This is a genomic window from Pseudomonas sp. yb_9, assembly GCF_043103635.1.
Taxonomy (GTDB): domain Bacteria; phylum Pseudomonadota; class Gammaproteobacteria; order Pseudomonadales; family Pseudomonadaceae; genus Aquipseudomonas; species Aquipseudomonas monteilii.
The window spans coordinates 1-16,559 of record NZ_JBICKA010000110.1; the positions used below are offsets into that span (position 1 = coordinate 1).

Annotated in this window: 14 protein-coding genes; 6 read left to right on the forward strand and 8 right to left on the reverse strand. The window is 62.4% G+C overall.

The annotated features are described in order from the left end of the window. Positions 1 to 307: 307 nt before the first annotated feature. Together argE and ACF8MI_RS26225 are read right to left on the reverse strand one after the other, a co-directional pair. Positions 308 to 1,468: an acetylornithine deacetylase gene (gene argE / locus ACF8MI_RS26220; protein WP_060497008.1), complete on the reverse strand. Its 1,161-nt coding sequence runs from the start codon at positions 1,466 to 1,468 to the stop codon at positions 308 to 310. Then, on the reverse strand, positions 1,461 to 2,138 hold the full coding sequence (locus ACF8MI_RS26225) for a DUF1028 domain-containing protein (protein ID WP_019098373.1): 678 nt from the start codon (positions 2,136 to 2,138) through the stop codon (positions 1,461 to 1,463). Before ACF8MI_RS26225 ends, argE begins: the two co-directional genes overlap by 8 nt. A 339-nt stretch (positions 2,139 to 2,477) precedes the next feature. On the opposite strand from ACF8MI_RS26225, the gene ACF8MI_RS26230 reads away from it, so the two are divergent. Then, complete coding sequence (locus tag ACF8MI_RS26230) at positions 2,478 to 3,797, forward strand: NAD(P)/FAD-dependent oxidoreductase (protein ID WP_156867478.1); 1,320 nt, start codon at positions 2,478 to 2,480, stop codon at positions 3,795 to 3,797. Continuing rightward, the gene (locus ACF8MI_RS26235) at positions 3,797 to 4,213 is read left to right on the forward strand and encodes a RidA family protein (RefSeq protein ID WP_016713864.1); all 417 of its coding nucleotides are present in this window, start codon (positions 3,797 to 3,799) and stop codon (positions 4,211 to 4,213) included. The genes ACF8MI_RS26230 and ACF8MI_RS26235 overlap by 1 nt, the downstream gene beginning before the upstream one ends. A gap of 149 nt (positions 4,214 to 4,362) precedes the next feature. On the opposite strand, the gene ACF8MI_RS26240 is transcribed toward ACF8MI_RS26235, so the two are convergent. After that, positions 4,363 to 5,190, reverse strand: a complete 828-nt coding sequence (locus ACF8MI_RS26240; RefSeq protein WP_060497011.1) for an amidohydrolase — start codon at positions 5,188 to 5,190, stop codon at positions 4,363 to 4,365. A 147-nt stretch (positions 5,191 to 5,337) separates the two neighbouring features. Between ACF8MI_RS26240 and ACF8MI_RS26245 the strand changes: the two genes are divergently transcribed. Beyond that, positions 5,338 to 6,276 (forward strand): LysR family transcriptional regulator, encoded by a 939-nt coding sequence (locus ACF8MI_RS26245; protein ID WP_060497012.1) that lies wholly within the window; start codon positions 5,338 to 5,340, stop codon positions 6,274 to 6,276. Positions 6,277 to 6,358: 82 nt separating this feature from the next. On the opposite strand, the gene ACF8MI_RS26250 is transcribed toward ACF8MI_RS26245, so the two are convergent. The 4 genes from ACF8MI_RS26250 to pgm form a co-directional block, all read right to left on the reverse strand. Further along, the gene (locus ACF8MI_RS26250; RefSeq protein ID WP_200929411.1) at positions 6,359 to 8,764 is read right to left on the reverse strand and encodes a TonB-dependent receptor; all 2,406 of its coding nucleotides are present in this window, start codon (positions 8,762 to 8,764) and stop codon (positions 6,359 to 6,361) included. A 66-nt stretch (positions 8,765 to 8,830) separates the two neighbouring features. After that, positions 8,831 to 9,775: a FecR domain-containing protein gene (locus ACF8MI_RS26255; protein ID WP_104834605.1), complete on the reverse strand. Its 945-nt coding sequence runs from the start codon at positions 9,773 to 9,775 to the stop codon at positions 8,831 to 8,833. Further along, entirely contained in the window at positions 9,772 to 10,284 is a 513-nt protein-coding gene (locus ACF8MI_RS26260) for a sigma-70 family RNA polymerase sigma factor (RefSeq protein WP_060497015.1), read from the reverse strand. The genes ACF8MI_RS26255 and ACF8MI_RS26260 overlap by 4 nt, the downstream gene beginning before the upstream one ends. A 78-nt stretch (positions 10,285 to 10,362) precedes the next feature. Continuing rightward, positions 10,363 to 12,000 carry a phosphoglucomutase (alpha-D-glucose-1,6-bisphosphate-dependent) gene (gene pgm, locus ACF8MI_RS26265; protein ID WP_104834604.1) on the reverse strand — a complete coding sequence of 546 codons (1,638 nt, stop codon included), beginning with the start codon at positions 11,998 to 12,000 and terminating at the stop codon, positions 10,363 to 10,365. A 129-nt stretch (positions 12,001 to 12,129) separates the two neighbouring features. Here pgm and ACF8MI_RS26270 point away from each other — a divergent pair, with 129 nt between their 5' ends. From ACF8MI_RS26270 to ACF8MI_RS26280, 3 genes are all read left to right on the forward strand, one after another. Continuing rightward, positions 12,130 to 12,777 (forward strand): DUF1345 domain-containing protein, encoded by a 648-nt coding sequence (locus ACF8MI_RS26270; protein WP_104834603.1) that lies wholly within the window; start codon positions 12,130 to 12,132, stop codon positions 12,775 to 12,777. 85 nt (positions 12,778 to 12,862) lie between these two features. After that, a complete protein-coding gene (locus ACF8MI_RS26275) occupies positions 12,863 to 13,717 on the forward strand; it encodes an RHS repeat-associated core domain-containing protein (protein ID WP_104834602.1) in 855 nt (284 codons plus the stop codon). Between the two features lie 332 nt (positions 13,718 to 14,049). Further along, positions 14,050 to 14,310: a DUF1652 domain-containing protein gene (locus ACF8MI_RS26280; protein ID WP_019098363.1), complete on the forward strand. Its 261-nt coding sequence runs from the start codon at positions 14,050 to 14,052 to the stop codon at positions 14,308 to 14,310. Here the strand turns inward: ACF8MI_RS26280 and ACF8MI_RS26285 are convergent. Continuing rightward, the gene (locus ACF8MI_RS26285; protein ID WP_200929413.1) at positions 14,307 to 16,394 is read right to left on the reverse strand and encodes a bifunctional diguanylate cyclase/phosphodiesterase; all 2,088 of its coding nucleotides are present in this window, start codon (positions 16,392 to 16,394) and stop codon (positions 14,307 to 14,309) included. The genes ACF8MI_RS26280 and ACF8MI_RS26285 overlap by 4 nt on opposite strands. Positions 16,395 to 16,559: the final 165 nt, after the last annotated feature.

Consider the following 16,559-nt stretch of genomic DNA (forward strand, 5'->3'; position numbering starts at 1 on the left):
TTCTATAACCCCAAGCGTCGACACAGCAGTGCTATGCAGCTGTCGCCAGTAGAGTATGAGAAACGCTATTTTCTGAGCTTGGAGAGTGTCTAGGGAACCCGGGGCGATTCAGTGTGGGCTGATGGGGACGTTTCAAGTTTCTAACCACTGCTACCGGATGACAACTGACATAAATGCTAGGTTTGTACGAAAAGCCTTGATACGTGGTCATGCTGCGTTGAAAACAGCCTCGGAATGCTCATTTACAACCCGTAAACTCCGCTTCCTCGGTTGTTTTCGCCTTGCCTGACCTGCGTCTCAAGATTTTTCATACAGAGCCTAGGTAATCCACCAGCTTGAGCAACATCGCATCACACCCCTGCAACTGCTCGACACTGACAAACTCATCCGGCTTGTGCCCCTGGTCCATGCTGCCAGGCCCGCACACCACGGTCGGGATACCTGCCTGGTCAAACAACCCGCCTTCTGTACCAAACGCCACCGTACCGAATTCATCGGTACCACTGAGCAACGCCACCAGCTGCGCCGCCTCACTGTCGGCAGGTGTCGCCAGCCCCGGGTAGGCGCTCAGCGGCGCCAGGCGAATATCACTGGCCGCATTGACCTTGCGCATACGTGGCAGCAACTCGGCTTCTGCATAGGATTGCAACTGGTCGGCCACTGCCTGCGCCTCAAACCCCGGCAAGGCCCGCACTTCGAAGTCGAACTCGCACTCCGCCGGCACGATGTTCAGTGCCCTGCCCCCTTTGATCACCCCGGTCTGCACCGTGGAGAACGGTGGGTCGAAGCGCTCGTCGTGATGCTGTGGCAAGGCCAGTGCGTCACCGATGTCACCCAGTTTGCCAATCAGCTTCGCCGCATACTCGATGGCATTCACGCCATAGGGCGCATAGGCCGAGTGGCAGGCCGCGCCATGCACCTGGCAGCGCATCGCCAACTTGCCCTTGTGTCCCAGCACCGGCTTGAGCTCGGTGGGCTCGCCAATGAGGCACAGGCGCGGCTTGTGCGGGCGCTGTTCCAATGCGGCCAGCATCGAGCGTACACCCAGGCAGCCCACTTCCTCGTCATAGGAGAATGCCAGGTGCACCGGCATGCGCAGAGGTTGAGCGAGGAACGCGGGCACGGCGGCCAGCACCGAAGCGATAAAGCCCTTCATGTCGGCCGTGCCACGGCCATACAGGCGCCCATCACGTTCGCTCAGGGCAAACGGCTCGACGGTCCAGGCCTGCCCATCCACCGGTACCACATCGGTGTGCCCCGACAACACCACGCCGCCAACGTTTTGGGGGCCAATGGTGGCGAACAGGTTGGCCTTGGTGCCTTCCGGGTTGTGAAACAGCTCGCACTCCACCCCCAGCTCGGCCAGGTAATCGCGGATGAAGCCGATCAACTCAAGGTTGGAGTCCCGGCTGACCGTAGCAAAGCCGATCAGCCGGGCCAGCAGCGCGCGGCTGGCAAATTCACTCATCGCCCGGGACCCCATAGCTGGGTGCAGCGGTCGGGTTGAGGGCGCGGGTGACGTAATCCTGCATTTGTGGGCGATAGGCCTGCCAAAGACCGTCGAGCACGCCGATCGGGTCGGTATCAGCCCAGTCCACGCGCAGGTCCACCAATGGCCAGGTCAACTCGCCGGCAATTTTCAACGCCGCCGAGTGCACCGGCCCGGCTTCACCACCCGCAGCCATCGCCGCGTGCATGGCGGCCAGCAAGCGGTCGGCCAGGTGGCCGCCAGCCTGCTCGAACGCCACGACCATCGCTTCGATCACCTGGGTCGAGGACAACAGATTCCCGGCCGCCGCACACTGTTCACCGGCCACAGCGTTGTGCGTGCCCAATGCCTCGCGCCCGGTAAACAGCGCCACCTGCCCCTGGCTGTCGATCACGGTAACCTGGCGGTACTCGCTCCAGCCATTGGCGCTGAGCACCCGGTCCAGCGCGGCGGCGGGTGGCAACTGGCCCTGTTCAAGGGCATCGAGAATCTGCGGGCCAAGCGCCGGCAAGGTGATGTTCTGGGTGGAAACGGCGCCAACACCGGCACGCACCCAAGGGCAACGGGCACCCACGGCAATGCTCGACGAACTGATGGCGATGCCAACCTGGCCGGTTTCCTGGCAGCGGCCAATGATGGAGAAGGTCATGGTAATGCTCCTGTTGTCCTGTGCGATGCAGGGCATTCTGGGTGGAACCTTTCGGTAGGCGAAACCAACTTTTTCCGAGGGGTTAGACAGGAAAAAACTTTGCTCAGGCAGAGAGCGAACGCCGCCCGCGCGGCGCATCGCGAGCTGCGCTCGCTCCTACGTTTGTTTCAGGCCAGTTTCTCCTGTGCGAGGCCACAGAACTCGGGGCCTTCGCCGTTTTATCGGCAAGCACCAGCTAAATACTATTTTCGCCATTTGTGCCACATCCCTAGTCTGGCCCCAGGCAACGGCGGTCCTCCAAACCGACCTGACAAAAACCGCCTGAACAAGGGCTCGGACATGACACTGAACAACCTCGAAATCGACACCCTCGTCGTCGGCGCCGGCCAGGCCGGCGTGGCCATGAGCGAACACCTGAACAAGCTTGGCGTGCCGCACCTGGTGCTGGAGCGCAACCGCATCGCCGAAGCGTGGCGCACTGGCCGCTGGGACTCGCTGGTCGCCAACGGCCCGGTCTGGCACGACCGCTTCCCGGGCCTGGCATTCAACCTCGACGCCGACGCCTTCGCCGGCAAGGACCAGGTGGCTGACTACTTCGAGCAGTACGTACGCAAGTACAACCTGCCCGTGCGCACCGGCATTGAAGTGAAGCGCGTGGTACGCAACAGCGACCGCCCGGGCTTTACCATCGAAACCAATGAAGGCGTGATTCGCGCCAACCGTGTGGTTGCGGCAACCGGCCCGTTCCAGAAGCCGGTTATCCCCGCCATTGCGCCAAAGGACAGCAACCTGCACCAGATCCATTCCGCCGCCTACTACAACCCTCAGCAACTGCCAGAAGGCGCAGTGCTGGTGGTAGGTGCCGGCTCCTCTGGCGTGCAGATCGCCGAAGAGCTGATGCGTGCGGGCCGCCAGGTGTACCTGTCGGTCGGCGCCCACGACCGCCCGCCGCGTGCCTACCGCAACCGCGACTTCTGCTGGTGGCTGGGCGTGCTGGGTGAGTGGGACGCAGAAATCGCCAAGCCTGGCCGCGAGCACGTGACCATCGCCGTCAGCGGCGCCCGTGGCGGCCACACCGTAGACTTCCGCGCCCTCGCCCATCAAGGCATGACCCTGGTCGGCCTGACCCAGTCGTTCGAGAACGGCGTGGCGCGCTTCCAGGACAACCTGGTCGAGAACATCAACCGTGGCGACGAAAACTACCTGGCCCTGCTGGATGCCGCCGATGCCTACATCGAACGCAACGGCCTGGACCTGCCAGAAGAGCCCGAAGCCCGCCAGCGCCTCGCCGACCCGGAGTGCATGGTCAACCCGCTGCAGCAACTGGACCTGGCCAAGGCCGGTGTCAGCAGCATCATCTGGGCTACCGGTTACGGTGTGGATTTCAGCTGGCTGCAGGTAGACACCTTCGACGCCAACGGCAAACCCCAGCACCAGCGTGGCGTAGCTCGTGAGCCCGGCGTGTACTTCCTGGGCCTGCCGTGGCTGTCGCGCCGTGGCTCGTCGTTCATCTGGGGCGTGTGGCACGACGCCAAGCACGTCGCCGGCCACATCGCCACGCAACGCACCTACCTGGCCTACCGCGACCGCGAACAGCGCGACGCGGATGAGCAGCAAGACAACACCATCAGCAACGTCAGCACCCTCGGAGCCCACTGATGCCTACTCATACCCGCATCCGCATGTTCAACACCAAGGAAACCTACCCCAACCAGACCCTGGACAACGACCTGTGCCAGGCCGTGCGGGCCGGTAACACCATTTATGTGCGCGGCCAGGTCGGTACCGACTTCGAAGGCAAGCTGGTGGGCCTGGGCGACCCTCGGGCGCAGACCGAGCAGGCGATGAAAAACGTCAAGCAACTGCTTGAAGAAGCCGGCTCGGACCTGTCGCACATCGTCAAGACCACCACCTACATCACCGACCCGCGCTTCCGCGAGCCGGTGTACAAGGAAGTGGGCAAGTGGCTGAAGGGTGTGTTCCCGATTTCCACCGGGCTGGTGGTGGCCGGGTTGGCCCAGGCCGAATGGCTGATGGAAATCGATGTGATCGCCGTGGTGCCGGATCAGGCGTGACCGGCAACACCGATGCCATCCAGCGCGCTGGATATTTCGCGGGCACGCCCACAGGTACACCGTAGGCTTAAGGCTTGTGCAGTCCCTGTGGGCGTGCCTGCGATGGGCCGCAAAGCGGCCCCCAACGATCTGCTGACAAGTATCAAGCTCTAGGCAAACCCGAACAATCGGCGGGGTGTGTCCCACATCACTGCACGGCGCGTGCGGGCATCCGGCATCAGGCACTCGGCCAGTTTCAGCAACGGGCCGTAGTCCACCCGCGAGCACTGGCGAATGAACGGCCAGTCCGAACCCCATACGCAGGCCTCGGGGCCAAAGGCTTCGAGCAGGGCGTGGACGTAGGCACTGCTCTGCTCCAGCAAGGCATCGACGGCGGCGAACTTCTGCATGCCCGACAGTTTCACGCTGGCCCGGCCACTGTCGGCCAGCCGCAGCAAGGCCTGGAAGCCAGTTTGCTGCACCCCGGCGGCTACATCCGGGCGGCCACAGTGATCGATCAACAGACGTGCCCGGGAGCCTTGCAGCAGACCATGCAGGTCCAGCAACTGGTCTTCGCACACCTGAATCTGGGCAAACAGGCCAAGCTCGGCGACCTTGCCGAGCAACCCGTCAACGTTCTTGAGGCTGGCCACCCCGTACAACGCGGGGTTGAAGGCGATACCGACCACCCCTTGCACCTGCAGCGCAGCCAGCGCATCGAGAGGGATACTTGCCTCGACCACCGCCACGCCCTTGAACCGCCCTTGCCCGGTGGCCAGGGCGTGCAGCAGGCAGCGGTTGTCGGTGTGGTAGCCGCTGTTGGGGCCGACGAGCAAGGCATGCTGTACACCGTAGGCGTCCATCACCCGGGTGAACTGCTCCTGGGTCGCCACCTCCTGGCCAGAGGGCGCATAGGGTGCTTCGGGGTGGTAAGGGAAACGGGCGGGGTCAAACAAATGGTTATGGCAATCGATCTTCGGTTCGTCAAAGATGTTCACGCAGCACTCCCGGCAAGCACCGCTGCGCTTGCCTACAGATCTTGTTATTGTTCGCCGCCAGGGCGATTGGGCTGTGTTCAAGATACTGCGTGGCCGGGTTTGACGCTCATACCCAGATGGCGAAGACCATAACCGAAGGTAATAGACATGCTGCTTGGCAACGAAGGCGCAGACGCGAGCCCCATGGTGTTCAAACTGCGGCACATGGAAGTGTTCCGTGCGGTGATGCTGACCGGCTCAATCAGCGCGGCGGCCAAGCTGCTGTACGTGTCGCAGCCGGCCGTGAGCAAGCTGATCCAGTACATCGAGGGGCGCCTGGCTTATCGCCTGTTCGAGCGCATCAACAACCGCCTGGTGCCCACCGCCGAGGCGCAGGTGCTGTTCCGTGAGGTCGAGCGGGTGTACCAGGCGGCGCTGGAGGTGAATGAGTGTGCGCTGTCATTGGGTGCCGGCGGCCACCACAAGCTGCGTATCTCTTGCAGCGCCTCGCTGTCGACGGTGGTCATCCCGATTGCCCTGGCGCAGCTCAAGCGCGAGGCGCCTTCGCTGGACATCGAGTGGCAAACCTCGCTGATGGGCGAAATGCCCAACCAGATCCTGTCGAAAAAGGTCGACCTGTCGATTGCCGCCCTGCCCGTGGTGCACGATCACCTGCATTCGCAAGCCTTCATGCGCGGGCGCATGGTGGTGGTGATGCCACCCGACCACGCCTTGGCCGGGCATGGCTCGCTGACCTTGCAGCAGCTGGAAGGCCACCCGCTGCTGCTGTTCAGGCCCGACATGCCGTTTGGCAAACTGCTGGCCGGGCACATCGAGCGGCGCGGGCTGCAATTGAAATCACTGTTGTCGTTCACCAACGCCAACGAAGCAGTGGCCCTGGTGAAGCAGGGCATGGGCATCAGCGTGATCGACGAATTCGTGGCGCAGGACAGTGGGTTGGCGGTGGTGCCGCTGGCCGATGAAATTCACTTTGATATCAGCTTTGTCTATTCGCGGTTCGAGCCGCCGTCGCATGCGGCGATGCATTTGATGCGGGTGTTGCAGGGACAGGCGCAGAAGCTGGGGCGGGCGATTGCGCCGAACTGACACAAGTGTTGGGGCTAACACACCCCTGTGGGAGCGGGCTTGCCCGCTCCCACAGGTTCCGCAAAAGACTTGCCGGACGTGTTCAGAAACCGACTGTAGCCGACAACAAGTAGGTACGCGGCGTGGATAGGGTCAACCCCGGCTCACTGTCATCCGAAGCCCCCGCCGAGCTCCAGTAACGATCATCCAGCACATTCTCGACACTGGCCCGTAAGGTCACCTCGGTAGCGTCCACCTTGAAGGCATAGCGCGCGCCCAGGTCGTAACGCTCCCAGCCATCAATCTGCTTGCTGTTGTTCTGGTCCAGGTACTGCGAGCTGGAATGAATGCCCCGCGCCGTCAGGGTCAGCCCACTCACACCGGGCACGTCCCATTCGGCGCCGAGGTTGACGTTGTACTCGGGCGTGGCCGGCGCGCGGTTGCCATCGTAGGCACCACCCACGGTATCGGTCAGCTCGCTGTCGATGTACATGACCCCACCCAGCACCCGCACGCCTTGCACCGGTTCGCCGAACACGCTCAACTCGATACCACGGTTGTCACGCTTGCCATTGGGCCCGAACACCCGCGAGGTGGCGTTGGTCTCGTAGGCCGGCTGGCGAATGCGGAATGCGCTGGCCGTGAACGCAACCTGGCCCAGGTCGTACTTGGCCCCTACCTCAACCTGCCGGCTGGTGAACGGCGGGAAGATCTGGTCTTCGTTGATCGACGTCGACGGCGCGATCTTGCCCTGGCTCAGGCCTTCCATGTAGTTGGCGTACAACGACAGCTGGTCGGTGACCTTGAGCAGCACGCCGCCCGAGGGCGAGACCTTTTCTTCGTCGTAGGCGGTCTCACCTTTGACGCCGTCGCTCCAGTCATCCACCTGCACCCGCTGCCAGCGCGCGCCCAGGGTCAACAGCAGGCGGTCGTCGAAAAAACCGAGGGTGTCGGCCAGGGCCACACCGGAGAAGCGGTTTTCTGTGTAGACCTCGGGATCGATGCGGGTGGGTGTGCCCGGGGTCGGGGTCGCCACCGGGTTGTAGAGGTTGCTGGGCGCCGAGGCATAGCGGGCGCCGCCGTTGGTGAAGTCCATGTAGAAGTAGGTGGCGGCCAAGTTCAACTCGTGGCTGACCGGCCCGGTGTGAAACCAGTTGCGAAGGCCGGCCATGGCGGTACGCACCGACTCGTCCCGGGTGAAGTCACGCGGCTGCACGGTGAAGTCGCCGGCATCGTTGGTGATGGACACGTTGTGCCGCAGGAAATCATGGTTGCTTTCACGCGCACCGACCGCGCCATAGGCCAGCAGCGACTCACTGACGTCGTATTCGGCATGCAGTGCGCCAAAGGTGTCGTTGGTGCGCGCCTTGCTCCAGGCCTGGGCGTAGTTGCGCCGCACATCGTCGGCTTCCGGCACCTTGGCGTTGGCGCCGATCAGCACGCGCTCCTGCGGCGCATCGGTGTCACGCTCGGTATGGCCAAGGTCTGCCGACAGGCGCAGGCGCTCACCGCGAAAATCCAGGCCCAGTACCGCCATTTCGCGATCGACACGTTGGTGGTCCCATTCGGTATCGCCCGCCTGCTTCACAGCATTCAAACGCACGCCGAACTGCTGGCCTTCGCCAAAACGTCGGCCAACATCCACCGCGCCACCTGCTTGGCCAGCCGATGCATAGCTGCCGGTAAACTCGGTGATCGGCTTGTCTGTGGCCCGCTTGGGCTGCACGTTGATACCGCCGCCCACGCTGCCACGCGGCGAAATGCCGTTGATCAACTGACTGGGGCCTTTGATGATATCGACCCGATCGGCCATTTCCATGTCGATCGAGTAAGTCGGCAAGATACCGTACAGGCCATTGTAGGCCACATCACTGTTGAACAGGCTGAAACCGCGAATGGTGAATTGCTCGAAACGCCCGCCCGCCGGGTTGGTAGCGCGCACCGACGGGTCGGTGGCGATGAGTTCGCCCAAGGTCCGCGCTTGCTGGTTCTTGACCAGTTCGCTGGTGTAACTCGTGATGCTGAACGGGGTTTCCATGAAGTCGCGCGAACCCAGCAGGCCCTGCGCGCCCTGGCGTGCCACCTGGCCACCGGCGTAGGGTAGCGTTTCGCTGCCAGCCGCCCGGCCACCCACGATGCTGATCGGGGCAATTTCCAGCGCACCGCTTGCATGCGGCGCCGGCACCAAGGTGAAGGCACCCTCACCTACCGGCAGCAACTGCAGGCCGCTGCCACGCAGCAGTTGCATGAAGCCTTCTTCGACACTGTAGCTACCTGACAGGCCGCTGCTCTGCCGACCCTGAACCAGCGCAGGGTCCAGCGAAAGGCTGACACCGGCCTGGTCGGCAAAGCGGGTCAGTACGGCGCCCAGGCTCGCGGCCGGCACCTCATAGGCACGCCGCGCCGGCTCATCGGCCCAGGCGGGCGCAGACAACAACAGGCTCATGGCGAACAACGGACGCATTGCGCGCGCCAGCGGGCGCAGGCGGCAAGACATTACTGCAGACATTGAACAAGGCTCCCCTTTGTTTTCTTCTACCGGTAATGACCGGCGAGTGAAAAAAAGGGGACAGCCTCACGCACGATTTTCTCGTGCGCCCAGGCTCACCCAGTAACGCGTGCGTGTTCGCACCTGTAACGGCAGGCTGGCGGCCAGCAAGGCCAGCACCCGGTCGGTGTCGTCAAGGCGGAAGGTGCCGGTCACGCGCAGGCGCTCCAGTTCCGGGGCCCAGCGCAACACGCCAGGGCGGTATCGGCGCAGTTCATGCAGCAGTTCGCCCAAGGGGCGGTCATCCAGACGCAGCACACCTTCGCGCCAGCCCAGTCGCCATTCGTCCAGGCCTGTCACCGGGCCGAAGCCGGCCACGTGCAGGTTGGCCTGCTGCCCGGCTTGCAGCACCTGTGCCGGGCCACGCAGCGGCTGCAGGCTGGCTACACCTTCGACGATCGATACCCGGCAAGCCTGATCGATCAGCCGCAGGCATACCTCGCCGCCACCGAGTACTACCTGGCCATAGGGCACCTGCAACGTCAGGCTCAGGTTAGCGGGCACCTTGATCGCCACTTCGCCGCGCAGCAATGTCAGGCGGCGTGCCCCCAGATCGATATCCACTGCACTGTCGGTGTTCAGTTGCACGGAGGTGCCATCGCTCAATAGCACCTGCCGACGTTCGCCTACCGAGGTGTGCATGTCGGCAGTCCAGGCGTCCAGAGGCAGCTCACGGCTGACCAGCCAGGCTGTCGGCAACAGTGCGGCGATACCCAAGGCTTGCTTGAGCAGCGCGCGGCGGCCGGCGTCCGGGCGGTCAAGGGTGGCCATGGCCAGTGTGCCGGGTAACGCGGTAAAGCGCTGGCGCAACAATGATGCCTTTTGCCAGACGTCTTCATGCAGGCTGCTGCTGGCCCGCCATTGTGCCAGGCGCAGCAAGTCGGTCTCGCTAGCGTCGCCAGAGTCCAGCAGCGCCAGCCAGCGAGCGGCAGCACGCACAGCTTCGCGGGTTTCGGGGGAATGGGGGATCATTGCAATTCGGCCAGCAGGCAATGTTCGTAAGCCTGCGCCATGTAGCGTTTCACCGAGCGCTCGCAAACGCCCAGGCGCTTGCCGATTTCGGCGTAACCCACGCCTTCGAGCTGACTCCAGAGAAAGGCCTTGCGTACCGGTGCCTTCAGGCCATCGAGCAATTCGTCGAGTGCTTGCAGGGTTTCCAGCAATATCCAGCGTTTTTCTGGCGAGGGCACATGCTGCTCGGGCAAGGTGGCCAAGGCATCGAGATAAGCCTGTTCCAGGCTACGTCGCTGGTGGAAGTTGCTCAGCAGGCGCTTGCCGACTGTCAGCAGATAAGCCCTTGGCTCACGTATGTCTGCCAAGGGCTGGGCACTGGCCAGTACCCGCAGAAAAGTATCCTGGCTGAGATCGGCGGCATCCCAGGCATTGCCCAGGCGCCGGCGTAGCCAGGTTTCGAGCCAGCTGCGGTGCTCCCGGTACAGGGCAGGCAGGCTAGGGTCCGTTGGCGGCGCGGCGTCGATCATGAGGATGGCCCTGCGGCGGCGTAAATAGGATTCATTCTAATTTACGTTGCGACGCAGGGCCAAGCGGTTTGTTACCTGTCAGGCAATCGCTGCATCCACCAGCACCTGCGCTTCCTGCACCAGACGCTGCAGGTGCGCCTCGTCGATGAAGCTTTCGGCGTAAATCTTGTAGATGTCTTCAGTGCCCGATGGGCGCGCAGCGAACCAGCCATTGGCGGTCATCACCTTCAGCCCGCCAATCGCCTGGCCGTTGCCCGGCGCGTGGCTGAGGATCTGCACGATAGGCTCACCGGCCAGTTCGGTCGACTTGACCTGCTCTGGCGCCAGCTTGCTCAGCAACGCCTTCTGCCGCGCATCGGCCTTGGCTTCGACCCGGGTAGCGTATGGCTTGCCCAAGGCTTCGGTCAGATCAGCATAAGCCTGGCTCGGGTTGCGCCCGGTGCGGGCGGTCATCTCGGCAGCCAGCAAGGCCGGGATCAGCCCGTCTTTGTCGGTGGCCCAGACCGAACCATCGCGGCGCAGGAACGACGCACCGGCACTTTCTTCGCCACCAAAGCCCAGCGAGCCGTCGAACAGCCCTTGGGCAAAGAACTTGAAGCCCACCGGCACTTCGTACAGCTCACGGCCCAGACGCTGAGTAACGCGGTCGATCAGGCCGCTGGACACCACGGTTTTGCCAACGGCTGCATCGCTGCGCCATAGCGGGCGGTGGCGGTACAGGTAGTCGATGGCCACGGCCAGGTAGTTGTTCGGTTGCAGCAGGCCGTCCGGGGTGACGATGCCGTGGCGGTCGTGGTCCGGATCACAGGCGAAGGCCACGTCGAAACGCTCGCGCAGGCCGATCAGGCCCTGCATGGCGTAGGGCGAGGAAGGGTCCATGCGGATCTGGCCGTCCCAGTCGACGGTCATGAAGCGGAAGGTGGGGTCTACCTCGGTGTTCACCACTTCCAGGTCCAGCTTGTAGTGTTCGGCAATGGCCGACCAGTAGCGCACCCCTGCCCCACCCAGCGGGTCGACGCCCAGGCGCAAGTTGGCGCTGCGGATGACGTCGAAGTCGATGACGTTTTCCAGGTCCGCTACATAGCTGCTGACGTAGTCGTGACGCTGAGTGGTCGGTGCCTGCAGCGCCTGGGCATGGTCCATGCGCTTCACGCCTGCCAGGTTCGCTGCCAGCAGTTCGTTGGCCTTGGCCTCGACCCACTTGGTCACATCGCTGTCGGCCGGGCCGCCATTGGGCGGGTTGTACTTGAAGCCACCGCTTTGCGGCGGGTTGTGCGACGGGGTGATGACGATGCCGTCGGCCAGGCCCTGCTGGCGGCCACGGTTGTGACAGAGGATGGCGTGGGACACAGCCGGCGTGGGCGTGTATTCGTCGTCCTTCGACAACCTGACTTGCACGCCGTTGGCCGCCAACACTTCCAGCGCGCTGGCCGTGGCCGGGGCCGACAGGGCGTGGGTGTCGGCGCCGATGAACAGCGGGCCATCGATGCCCTTTTCCTGGCGGTACAGGCAGATGGCCTGGGTGATGGCCAGCACGTGGTATTCGTTGAAACTCAATTCAAGCGAAGTGCCCCGGTGCCCCGAGGTGCCGAAGGCCACCCGCTGAGCCGCCACGGCAGCGTCAGGGCGGCCGGTGTAATAGGCGGTGAGCAGTCGGGGAATATCGACCAGCACGCTGGCCGGAGCCGGCTTGCCTGCCAAAGGACTGAGCGTCATGCAAAAACCTCGAGTTCAACAGATGTTGGTGTTGGAACGTGCAGTGTACTGAGAGTTGCAAGGGTGTGCGATGGGTGCCAGCAAAGAACAAGCTAGAGTAGAGACCATACCCACCGTGAATGAGGCCCCATGGCTTTCCACCGCCTGACCCGAACCCACCCCCGCCTGAGCTTCGCCGCAGCGGCAGGCCTGATTGGCGCCTGGCTGATCCCTGCCGGTGACGCCGTGCAACACATCCTCGCTGGCTGGAACCTGGGCGTCTGGCTGTACCTGTTGCTGGTGCTGTGCCTGAGCTGGGGCGCCAACCCGGAAAAGGTCCGCAAGGTTGCCCGCGTCGAAGACGAAAACGCAGGCCTGGTCCTGCTCACCGTTTGCATTGCCGCCATCGCCAGCCTCGCCGCAGTCACCCTGCAACTGCTGTCCAGCCGTGGGCTGCAAGGCGCAGACCTGGCCCTGCACTACCTCTACACCGGCCTGACCGTGGCCGGTTCCTGGCTGCTGATTGGCTGCATCTTCAGCCTGCATTACGCCCGGTTATTCTACACCGGGCAGAACCATGAACCACCGCTGCGCTTCGCCGATGGCGAGCGCAACCCGGACTATTGGGACTTTCACTACTTCTCGTTCACCATCAGCGTGGCCGTGCAAACGTCTGACGTGGGCGTTGCCGGGCGGGGGTTGCGGCGGGTGGTGCTGGCGCATTCGCTGGTGGGGTTTGTGTTCAATACGGCGATTTTGGGGTTCACCATCAACATTGCTGCAGGCTTATTGGGATGAATCGACCTGGCATATTTGCCAGTAGACAACCTGCAGAGCATTTGCAAACTATAAGGCTTGGTATCTCCACAATGGACCAAGCCCCATGCAAAACTACAACTATCCAGATAGATTATTTTTTTATGGCCAGAAGCACCTCGCCACCATTACCGGAACTGCCCCAGTGCAACTTCTTCGCACCGACATGACCGTGCTGGCCGAGCGCTACGAAGCGACATCCACTACTTCAATAATCCAAAGCGATCGCGCCTCCAGTGTATTAGGCACTTCCTTAGCGCATTTAAATCGAACCTATACCCCCTATGGACTCGATCATACGGCACCAACTTTCTTGGGTTTCACCGGCCAACCAACCGACCCTGTCACTAGGTGCTATCCACTTGGCAATGGACATCGCTTTTACAATCCTGCAATGATGCGCTTTCATCAGCCAGATACGCTTTCTCCTTTCCATCGTGGAGCAACTAACAGCTATACCTATGCCTTGGGTGATCCCGTGAACCTGCATGACCCTAGCGGACAACTCCCACAATTCATCGTTACAGGTGTAACGAGGACGGTTCGATTAATCAAACGGGTTTTAAGAGAAGCCATAAACCAAGCACTTGCCCCACCTGCAATAGTCAAAGATTATTTACAACCTATTTTAAGTACGATTGTAGCAACGGCAGAAAACGCCTCACGTCAATTGTTACCTGCAGCTACACCACTGCCCCTAAGGCTAGCCGTACAAACTGGAGTTGCGGCCGGAGTAGGTGCCTCGATTGCTACAGCAGCGATTTCATATTCACAAACTGGGACGATGTTGAGTGTGTCGCCATGGGAAGCAATCGGAATCTGGTATATGGGCAGCGCCACTCCAGAGCAACAGATAGCTCTCGGGTTCCAAATCCGACAACCTCAGGTCCCTGACCACATGAACAAGTTCTTGGCTTCTTGAAACCGGCTGCATCAAGCTAATACGATGCGCACATCTACAGCTTCCTAGCTGTTCATCCTACCGCTCGTCCGAAAAAGCAATGTGCACCAGATGTCGACGACCATGGCAGATCGGGTTGGCTTAACTGCCTCAAGCCTGCGAAGAAAACGTTTGCCTTTCTAATGGTAACCAAACGCCAGCCATCACAAGGTTGTGACCCTCGTCATGAATTAGTACATTTGTCGTATTTGCAGCCGAGAATCGCGCGTGGCAGGTGCTATGTTTACCTTCCCGGCGACCGCATCGATGTGGCCACCCGTTCACCACGTCCAGGTACGGACAAGGAGGCTGGCATGAACAAAATGACGTTCCCCAACGCCTGCCAGGTGATGCGCTGGCATTTTCACCCGCTGGGCTTCGAGGCGATCATGGATGCGCCACGCAGCATGGTTGCACGGCTGTTCGACCGCGCCACCGGCGAAACGCTACTGGCCATAGCCGGTATCCCCTGCACGGCAGTCATGGCTGCCGCCGACGTTGAACGCATCATCGAAGCCGTCGAGGCGGAGATGGACGCGTTCATACCCAGCTTCACCTTGCGCGATGCCGTTTAACCCGTGGCGGTATCTTGCGGCCGCAATGCTTGCAACTTGCTCATGAACTGTTCGGCGGGCACTGGCTGGCCCAGCAGGTAGCCTTGCAGCGAATCACACCCCAGTCGGGTCAGGAAGTCTTGCTGCTTGTCGGTCTCCACCCCTTCGGCAACGATGCGCAGGCCCAGCGCCTGGCCCAAGGCGACGATGGCCGAGACAATCGCCGCATCGTCACTGTCCTGCTCCAGGTCACGCACGAAGCCACGGTCGATTTTCAGTTCGTTGGCCGGCAGGCGCTTGAGGTACATCAGGCTGGAGTAGCCGGTGCCAAAGTCATCGATGGACAGGTCCACCCCCATGTCGGACAGGCGTTGCAGCACGGTCAGGCTGGCATCGGCGTCGTGCATGGCGGTGGTTTCGGTGATTTCCAGGGTCAGGCAGTTGGCCGGCAGGCCGTTCTGTTGCAGGGCCCGGGCCACGCTCTCGACCAGCCCGGCATGGCAAAACTGGATGGCCGACAGGTTCACGGCCATGCGCCAGCCTTGGTGCCCTTGATCCAGCCACTGGCGCATCTGCCGGCAAGCTTCGTCCAGCACCCACTCGCCGATCGGGATGATCAGGCCGGTCTTCTCCGCCAGGCCGATGAAGCGGTCGGGCAGCAACAGCCCCTGCTGCGGGTGCTCCCAACGCAGCAAGGCTTCGGCACCAATAGGCTCGCACGCCTGGGCGTCGAACTTTGGCTGGTAATGCAAACGGAACTGACGGTGCTCCAACGCCTGACGCAGGTCTTGCAGCAGCTGCAATTGCTGGCGGGCGTTACTGTTCATCGACACATCAAAGAAGCTGTAGCCGTTCTTGCCGGCGCTCTTGGCGTGGTACATGGCGGCGTCGGCATTGCGCAGCAGTTCGTGCTGGTCCTGGCCGTTTCCGGGGTACAGGACGATGCCCAGGCTCGCCGACAGTTGCAGGTCGTGTTCGGCCACGCGGAATGGCCGCGACACCAGGTTGACCTGCTTGACCGCCACGTCCATGGCATCGTTCGGCTCCTGCAATTCCACCAGCAGCACGAACTCGTCACCGCCGATGCGCGCCAACGTGTCCTGGCTGTGCAAGTGGCCGCGCAGCCGCCCCGCCACGGCCTTGAGCAGCAGATCGCCAATGTGGTGACCAAAGGCATCGTTGACCGGTTTGAAACCGTCCAGGTCGATGAACATCAGGGCAAAACAGCCGCCCTGCTCCGCCACCTTGGCGATAGCCTGCTCGATACGGTCGGCCAGCAAGGTACGGTTGGGCAGGTCGGTGAGCGTGTCGTGCAGCGCCAGTTGGGTAAGTTCCTGGTTGGCCAGGGTCAGCGAACGGGCCAGTTCGGCGGTGCGTGCTTCAAGGCGAGCGTCCAGCACCGAGGTGAGCAAGGCCACGGCCAACACCGCCAAGGTAGTGATCAACACCAGGTAAACCAGGCTGTCGCCCTGCAACCCGCCTGCCAGTGCACCGCAGAAACTGCCTTCGGGGAAGTTCGCCGCCGCCATGCCGGTGTAATGCATGCCGACGATGGCAAACCCCATCACCACTGCCGCCAGCCCGCGGATCTCCCGCACGTAGGGGGTGTGTTTGCGCAGACGGAAGGCGATCCACAACGCCGCCGCAGACGCACCCACGGCAATCAGCAGCGAGGCGCCAAATAGCGTCGGGTCATAGTCGATGCCCGGCAGCATGCGCAGCGCGGCCATGCCGGTGTAGTGCATGCAGGCGATGCCGGCACCCATGATAAGCGCGCCGAAGGCCAGTTGCAGGCACGGGAGGCTCGGCTGGCTCACCAGCCACAGGGCAAAGCCCGAGGACAGCACGGCGGTCAGCAGCGAGAACGCGGTAAGCGCCAGGTCATAACCCAGGTCGACAGGCAGGCTGAAGGCGAGCATACCGATAAAGTGCATCGACCACACGCCGATGCCCATGGCCAACGCGCCGCCCCCCATCCACAAGTAGGCAGCCCGGCCCTTGGCCGTGGCGATGCGGCCGGTCAGGTCAAGGGCGGTATAAGACGCCAAAATCGCCACGCACAGCGAAATCAGCACCAGCGAAGAGGAGTAGCTACCGGTCAGCATTGGGAGTTCCAGCGACGGGACAGGGGGCCCGGCAAAAGCTGACGATTGTACTCAAGCTTAAGCGAAACGCACGGGGTTTTTGCGAATGGGAATGGATCCAATAGTTCGGCCCAACATTCTCCCTGTGGGAGCGGGTTCACCCGCAAACACCGCCGAAGCCGGTGC

Bases quoted from the DNA above. Each gene is read 5' to 3' on its own strand.
- argE (WP_060497008.1), bottom strand. From the start codon at position 1,468: ATGAGTGAATTTGCCAGCCGCGCGCTGCTGGCCCGGCTGATCGGCTTT.
- ACF8MI_RS26225 (WP_019098373.1), bottom strand. From the start codon at position 2,138: ATGACCTTCTCCATCATTGGCCGCTGCCAGGAAACCGGCCAGGTTGGC.
- ACF8MI_RS26230 (WP_156867478.1), top strand. From the start codon at position 2,478: ATGACACTGAACAACCTCGAAATCGACACCCTCGTCGTCGGCGCCGGC.
- ACF8MI_RS26235 (WP_016713864.1), top strand. From the start codon at position 3,797: ATGCCTACTCATACCCGCATCCGCATGTTCAACACCAAGGAAACCTAC.
- ACF8MI_RS26245 (WP_060497012.1), top strand. From the start codon at position 5,338: ATGCTGCTTGGCAACGAAGGCGCAGACGCGAGCCCCATGGTGTTCAAA.
- ACF8MI_RS26250 (WP_200929411.1), bottom strand. From the start codon at position 8,764: ATGTCTGCAGTAATGTCTTGCCGCCTGCGCCCGCTGGCGCGCGCAATG.
- ACF8MI_RS26255 (WP_104834605.1), bottom strand. From the start codon at position 9,775: ATGATCCCCCATTCCCCCGAAACCCGCGAAGCTGTGCGTGCTGCCGCT.
- ACF8MI_RS26260 (WP_060497015.1), bottom strand. From the start codon at position 10,284: ATGATCGACGCCGCGCCGCCAACGGACCCTAGCCTGCCTGCCCTGTAC.
- pgm (WP_104834604.1), bottom strand. From the start codon at position 12,000: ATGACGCTCAGTCCTTTGGCAGGCAAGCCGGCTCCGGCCAGCGTGCTG.
- ACF8MI_RS26270 (WP_104834603.1), top strand. From the start codon at position 12,130: ATGGCTTTCCACCGCCTGACCCGAACCCACCCCCGCCTGAGCTTCGCC.
- ACF8MI_RS26275 (WP_104834602.1), top strand. From the start codon at position 12,863: ATGCAAAACTACAACTATCCAGATAGATTATTTTTTTATGGCCAGAAG.
- ACF8MI_RS26280 (WP_019098363.1), top strand. From the start codon at position 14,050: ATGAACAAAATGACGTTCCCCAACGCCTGCCAGGTGATGCGCTGGCAT.
- ACF8MI_RS26285 (WP_200929413.1), bottom strand. From the start codon at position 16,394: ATGCTGACCGGTAGCTACTCCTCTTCGCTGGTGCTGATTTCGCTGTGC.